This is a genomic window from Coprococcus sp. AM100_B19A, assembly GCF_027662015.1.
Lineage (GTDB): Bacteria > Bacillota > Clostridia > Lachnospirales > Lachnospiraceae > Allocoprococcus > Allocoprococcus comes.
In genome coordinates this window covers 1-5932 of the sequence record NZ_JAQDKN010000030.1, presented here as the reverse complement: position 1 = coordinate 5932, position 5932 = coordinate 1, and the positions used below count along the sequence as shown (strand labels likewise).

At 42.1% G+C, this 5932-nt stretch carries 5 protein-coding genes; all 5 read left to right on the top strand.

Annotation, left to right across the window (positions count from 1 at the left end; all coding sequences use genetic code 11):
* On the top strand, window positions 1-795 hold a 795-nt coding region (ptsP, locus tag PGQ33_RS16455; RefSeq protein WP_270206103.1), incomplete at its 5' end, for a phosphoenolpyruvate--protein phosphotransferase.
* A 241-nt stretch (window positions 796-1036) separates the two neighbouring features.
* On the top strand, window positions 1037-1873 hold the full coding sequence (locus PGQ33_RS16450) for a PRD domain-containing protein (protein WP_008368484.1): 837 nt from the start codon (window positions 1037-1039) through the stop codon (window positions 1871-1873).
* Between the two features lie 103 nt (window positions 1874-1976).
* Entirely contained in the window at window positions 1977-3461 is a 1485-nt protein-coding gene (locus tag PGQ33_RS16445) for a carboxypeptidase M32 (RefSeq protein ID WP_270206102.1), read from the top strand.
* 18 nt (window positions 3462-3479) lie between these two features.
* A complete protein-coding gene (locus PGQ33_RS16440; protein ID WP_270206101.1) occupies window positions 3480-4724 on the top strand; it encodes an aminopeptidase P N-terminal domain-containing protein in 1245 nt (414 codons plus the stop codon).
* Window positions 4725-4797: 73 nt separating this feature from the next.
* On the top strand, window positions 4798-5499 hold the full coding sequence (locus tag PGQ33_RS16435; RefSeq protein WP_270206100.1) for a hypothetical protein: 702 nt from the start codon (window positions 4798-4800) through the stop codon (window positions 5497-5499).
* The last annotated feature ends 433 nt before the right edge of the window (window positions 5500-5932 follow it).

Below are 5932 nucleotides of genomic sequence, written 5' to 3'. Positions count from 1 at the left end.
CTTTCCGATGTGGGCGCCGTACTTAAAAATGATGCAGGAGGGATCGGACTTTTCCGAAGTGAGTTCCTGTATCTGGAAAGCGAAGATTTCCCGACCGAAGAACAGCAGTTCCAGGTATACAAACAGGTTGCAGAAAATATGGCAGGCAAAAAGGTCATTATCCGTACCCTGGATATCGGAGCAGACAAGCAGGTGGATTACTTTGGACTTGACAAAGAAGAGAACCCGGCACTGGGATACCGGGCAATCCGTATCTGCCTGACAAGACCGGAGATCTTCAAGACCCAGCTTCGTGCCTTGTACCGGGCATCTGCTTACGGACAGATCGCCATTATGTTCCCGATGATCATTTCGGTAAAAGAAGTGAAGCAGATCAAGGTGATCATCGAAGAGGTCAAAGAAGAGCTTCGTGAGGCAAAGATCCCGTTCCGTGAGGATGTGGAACTGGGAATCATGATTGAGACACCGGCTGCCGTTATGATGAGCCGTGAGCTTGCAAAAGAAGTGGATTTCTTCAGCGTAGGGACCAATGATCTGACCCAGTACACGCTGGCAATCGACCGTCAGAACCAGAAGCTGGATGCCTTCTACGATCCGCACCACCCGGCAGTCCTTGCAATGATCCGCATGGCAGCCGAAAATGCCCACGCAGAAGGCAAATGGATCGGAATCTGCGGCGAACTCGGAGCTGACCTCGAACTGACAGAAGAATTCTTAAGCATGGGATTAGACGAATTATCCGTATCCCCTGCAATGGTACTTCCGCTCAGAAAGAAGATCCGGGAAACCAAATAAAATCTATTCACAGATTTTGTGATAATCACATCAAAAACATCAAACAAACTTACGGGGCTAAGCACGATTCATCGTGCAACAGCCCCGTTTTGCTTTTATTTGTTTTTTGCGGAAGCTATTTCACACCCGTCAGAAAACAGCCAAATTTGCGTTCCCTTTTTCTCAACCTTTTTTTGACTTTCCCCTCATTCTCTGCTAGGATAAAATCAGAACTTAAAACTCGTCTTCGGGGGAATCAGATATGTACAGAGTAAGCAAAATTTTGAATAATAATGGCGTGATCGCAATCAATACAGAGGATAACCAGGAATACGTCCTTCTCGGTAAAGGAATTGGCTTTGGAAAGAAGGTCAGTCAGCGTTTTGAAGTGACAGAAGATACAGCAACTTACCGCCTGACCGAACAGACAGACAGAGGATCTGCCAAATCTCTGGTGCAGGAGATGGATCCGGAATTTCTGGAAATTGCAGATGAGGTGATCCGGGAAGCAGAAAAAGTTTTTGGGAAAGTAGACCGCCGGATCATGATCCCGCTGGCAGATCATATCTCCTTTGCTGTTTCGCGAATCCGGAATCAGGAGCAGATCAGCAATCCACTGACAGATGATATCAGAGTACTTTTTCATAATGAATTTCAAGCAGCATCCGTGCTCAGAGATATTTTGCAGAAGAGAATGCAGATCACGATCGATGAGCATGAAATCGGATACGTGGCACTTCACATTCATTCAGCAATCGAGGATGAAAAAGTGTCTGTGGCAATGCAGACGGCCCGTGCAGTGAGAGAATGTATTGAGATGATCGAAAAAGAAACAGGAAAAAAGATCGATGTGATCTCGCTTTCCTATAATCGTCTGATGAACCATATCAAATATATGGTAGCACGTGCTATGACGGGGGAGGATCTTCGTATCAATATGAATGAATATATAGAATCCAAATTTCCGGAAGCGTATATGACTGCAAAAAAAGTCTGCGATATGCTCGGAAAGAGTATTGGAAAAGAACTTGATGAGATGGAAATCGGGTATCTGGCAATGCATATCGAACGAATCTACAGTGAAGAAATAAAGGCATAACAGAGGAACCGGCTTTTGCCAAAAGATTGACACTACGGGGAAACAAATGGTATAATCGGACCAAAGTTTGAACATTAGTCTAAGGAGAAAGGTTGGTACGGTAATGGCTACAAAAGAACAGATGGAAAAGGTGAAGGATATTGTTGTGAAACTCCGTTATCTGGAGTGTATGGATAATATCATTTACTATGACAGATGGAATAACTGCCCGAAGGATGGATTTGATTATGAAGGGAAAGTCGGAGCATATCTGACAGAGCTTTCTAATGAGAAACTGACAAGCAAAGAGACAAAAGAACTGGTAGAGTCACTGGAAGGAGAGACAGCTTTTGATTCAGATACAGACAAAGGTATGGTACGTTATCTGATCGGAAAATATAAAGAAGCAGTACAGATTCCGGCAAGCCTGCAGGGAGAATTGAATCAGGCAAATGCAGATGGACAGCTGGCATGGGGAAAATGCTATGAGGCAGATGATTTTGAAAGCTTTAAGCCGGTACTGAAAAAACAGTTTGATTTACAGGAGAAGATAGCAACAGCGATCAATCCGGATGAAAAACCATATCAGGTTCTGGTGAACCGGTTTGATAAGGATTATCGTCTGGAAGAGATTGATGCAATTTTGGCAAAAATCAAAGATGCTGTCTGCGAAATTTTAAATGCGGTAAGAGAAGAACAGAGTAAGATTGATGATTCCATTCTGGAATGTGAAGCAGATCATGATACAGTACTTCGTATTGTGAAGAAAGCGCAGGAGATCCTGGGACTTGATAAAGATAAGAGTACTTTATTTGAGATCCATCATCCGGTATGTGTCTGCACCGGACCTCGTGATTCCAGACCCTCCACAAACTGTGATGAGCTGATCCATGCGATTCTGGCAGTGGTTCATGAGACCGGACACGGGCTTTATAATTATAATGCGAACGATGAGGTCGCAGAAAGCGGACTCTGGGGCGGAATTGAAGGTGCAATGCACGAATCCCAGTCCAGATTCTACGAGAATCATGTAGGAAGAACCAGAGAATTCTGGGAGAACCTGTACCCATATCTGCAGCAGGAAGTTCCAAAATACAAAGAGATTTCTCTGGATACATTCCTTGCGGCACTCAATAAAGTAAAACCGGGACTGATCCGTCTGAAAGCAGATGAGCTTACCAATACCCTGCATATCATCATCCGTTACGAAATTGAAAAAGAATATTTTGATGGAAAACTGACAGTGGATACAATTGAAGAAGCATGGAACAGAAAATATCAGGAATATCTGGGATTTATGCCAAAGAATCATCAGGAAGGAATCCTGCAGGATGTGCACTGGGCTTCAGGATGTGTAGGATATTTCCAGGGATATGCACTTGGAGATGCTTACGCTGCACAGTTTGCTCATAAGCTTCTTACTGATTGTCCGGATGCATTTGAAAAGTTGGAAAAGGGAGACTCATCTGCAATTGGAAACTGGTTAAAAGAACATATTCACCAGTACGGACAGACCTATTCTGCGCGCGAGATGCTCAAAAAAGCAACAGGAGAAGAGCTGAATACCGATTATTATATTGAATATCTGAAAGAAAAATATTTACACTAAGCGCAGGAGGATTGACAAATGAATAAGGAATTTTACGCAGAAAATCGTAAGAGCCTGTATCAGAAACTTGAAGCGGGATCTTTGGTGGTTGTATTCAGCGGACATGCACCGATCAAGACCAATGATGAGAATTATCCGTTTTTTACAAATCGTAACTTCTTGTATCTGACAGGAATCGAGCAGGAAAATATTGTACTGATGGCTTATGTCGGAGAGGGAACAATTGAAGAAACTCTGTATATTCTTCCTCCGGATGCATTTGCAGAACGCTGGACCGGAAGACGTATAAAAGAAGAGGAAGCAGAAGAACTTTCAGGAATCACGAATTACAAATATGTGGCAGCATTCCAGAATGATCTTTCCAGACAATTATTTTCTGGCAATGTAAAGAAAGTTTATCTTGATTTTGACAAGGTTTATGAAAATACGCCGGCGGTAGAAGCATACCGTCTTGGTAATTATCTGAAAGAACATGCTCCGTTTGTTGGATTTGGCAACCTTCATCCGATTATGAAGCAGCTTCGCCTGATCAAGAAACCATGCGAGATCGAGGCGATGAAGAAAGCGGAAACGATCACAAAGGCCGGAATCGAAGCAATGATGAAAGCATCTAAACCGGGAATGTACGAATACCAGTATAAAGCAGAATTTGATTATGCACTGGCTCAGAGGGGAGTGCTTTCACCAGGATTTCCGTCTATCATTTCCTCAGGAAAGAACAACTTTAAAATTCATTATTATGATTATCGCGGACAGGCACAGGATGGAGATATGATCCTGAATGACGTTGGTGCTGTATGGGATTATGAGATCAACGATGTATCCAGGGCATTTCCGTGCAATGGAAGATTTAATGACCGTCAGAAACTGCTTTATGAGTGCATTTACAATACTTCAGAATATATGTTCAGTACACTGAAACCGGGTGTACCGCTTCTGGATGTGGATAAGATCATCCGTAAATACACATTTGAACAGTTAAAAGAAGCTGGAGTATGCAAAAATTTTGAAGATATTGGAACTTACATGTGGCACGGTGGAGCACATCATGTTGGATTTGATGTACATGACGTGGTAGAAGGAAGCGGACTTGCTGTACCGGGTGTTGTATTCTGTGTAGATATCGGTGTTTACCATGAAGAATGGGGCATTGGATTCCGTCTGGAAGATAATTGCCTGATCACAGAAGACGGATGTGAAAATCTGTCAAGAGCAATTCCGAGACAGATCGATGAGATTGAAGCATTTATGGGACGCAGATAAATAGAAAACAGGGAAAGAGGGAGCTGTATAGAAAATTACGGTTCCCTTTTCCTGAAATATGGAGAGCCAGGATATGGAAAATAGAAAATCACGGAAAAGTACATTTCTTTATGTAATACTATTAACTTTATGTGTACCACTTGCATATGTATATCTTATTCTTGTTACGGGACTGCTGGATAAAATCCAGGATGGGCATATCGGATTAACGTTGATGATTGTGTTTCTTCCACTGTTTTTTTATTGGGGACTTGTGGCAGTTGTGGGAATCATAAATATTGGACAGTCATTTAAGATATACAAAACGGGAAATCCGATTGAATGCGTGAACCGCATGCTGATCCATAAATATGGGCTGGTTGTCTTTTTCTGTGTGAATTTTCTGATTCTGTTCATTTATTATTTTTTCATAAGTATGGCAGTGCTGGTAGGAAGCCGGGGAGCCGCGATAATCTTTGCTCCGGTATTGCTGCCGTGGCTGATTGTAGCAGTCGTTTTTTCGGTTGGTGCAACATGGCTTGCTATTTTACCGGGAAGCTTTTATGGGATCCAGGTGATCCGTATGACCTATAAAAGTGGGAAAATAGGGTTTGCCGAAGCAGTTGTACATACGGTATTCCAGTTTTTCTTTCTGTTTGATGTGTTGGATGCAATGTATCTTGCAACGGAAAAATGGGGAAGAGGGAAAAAGAGTTCTGCAATTATTGGGTGTGTGTATCTGTTTGCAGTTTTTGCAACCATATATCTGATAATTAAAATGAAATCAATGTTTTAAAATACAAGCAGTTGTATCAGAGTGTTGGTATGGCTGCTTTTTGTAAATGTGAAATGAAAAAGGAAATGGAAAGGCAAATGGAAGGGGATGTTCAGCCGCGCCATTCGCAAAAGCATGTTGAATTGATGTCAGAATATTCTGAATTGCGCAAAATATAAAAACAACATTGACAATTCCGGAAAGCCGTGGTAAGATAACATTCGTTCGCTGGTCGAGACAGAGACTAAGGAGTGGCATGCAGAGGCAGAGCGGATGAAAAATAAAAAGTTTTGCATAAAAATTCGAGCATGAGTATGGGAATATTCAGACGAAAATTTTGAAAAAAGTAAATTGCAAAAAGAAATTAAAAAGCTGTTGACAAGCTCAGATGGATGTGCTATTCTATTAAAGCTGTCGCGTGAGGAACTGCTTCACAACAGCAAAAAAGAAATAA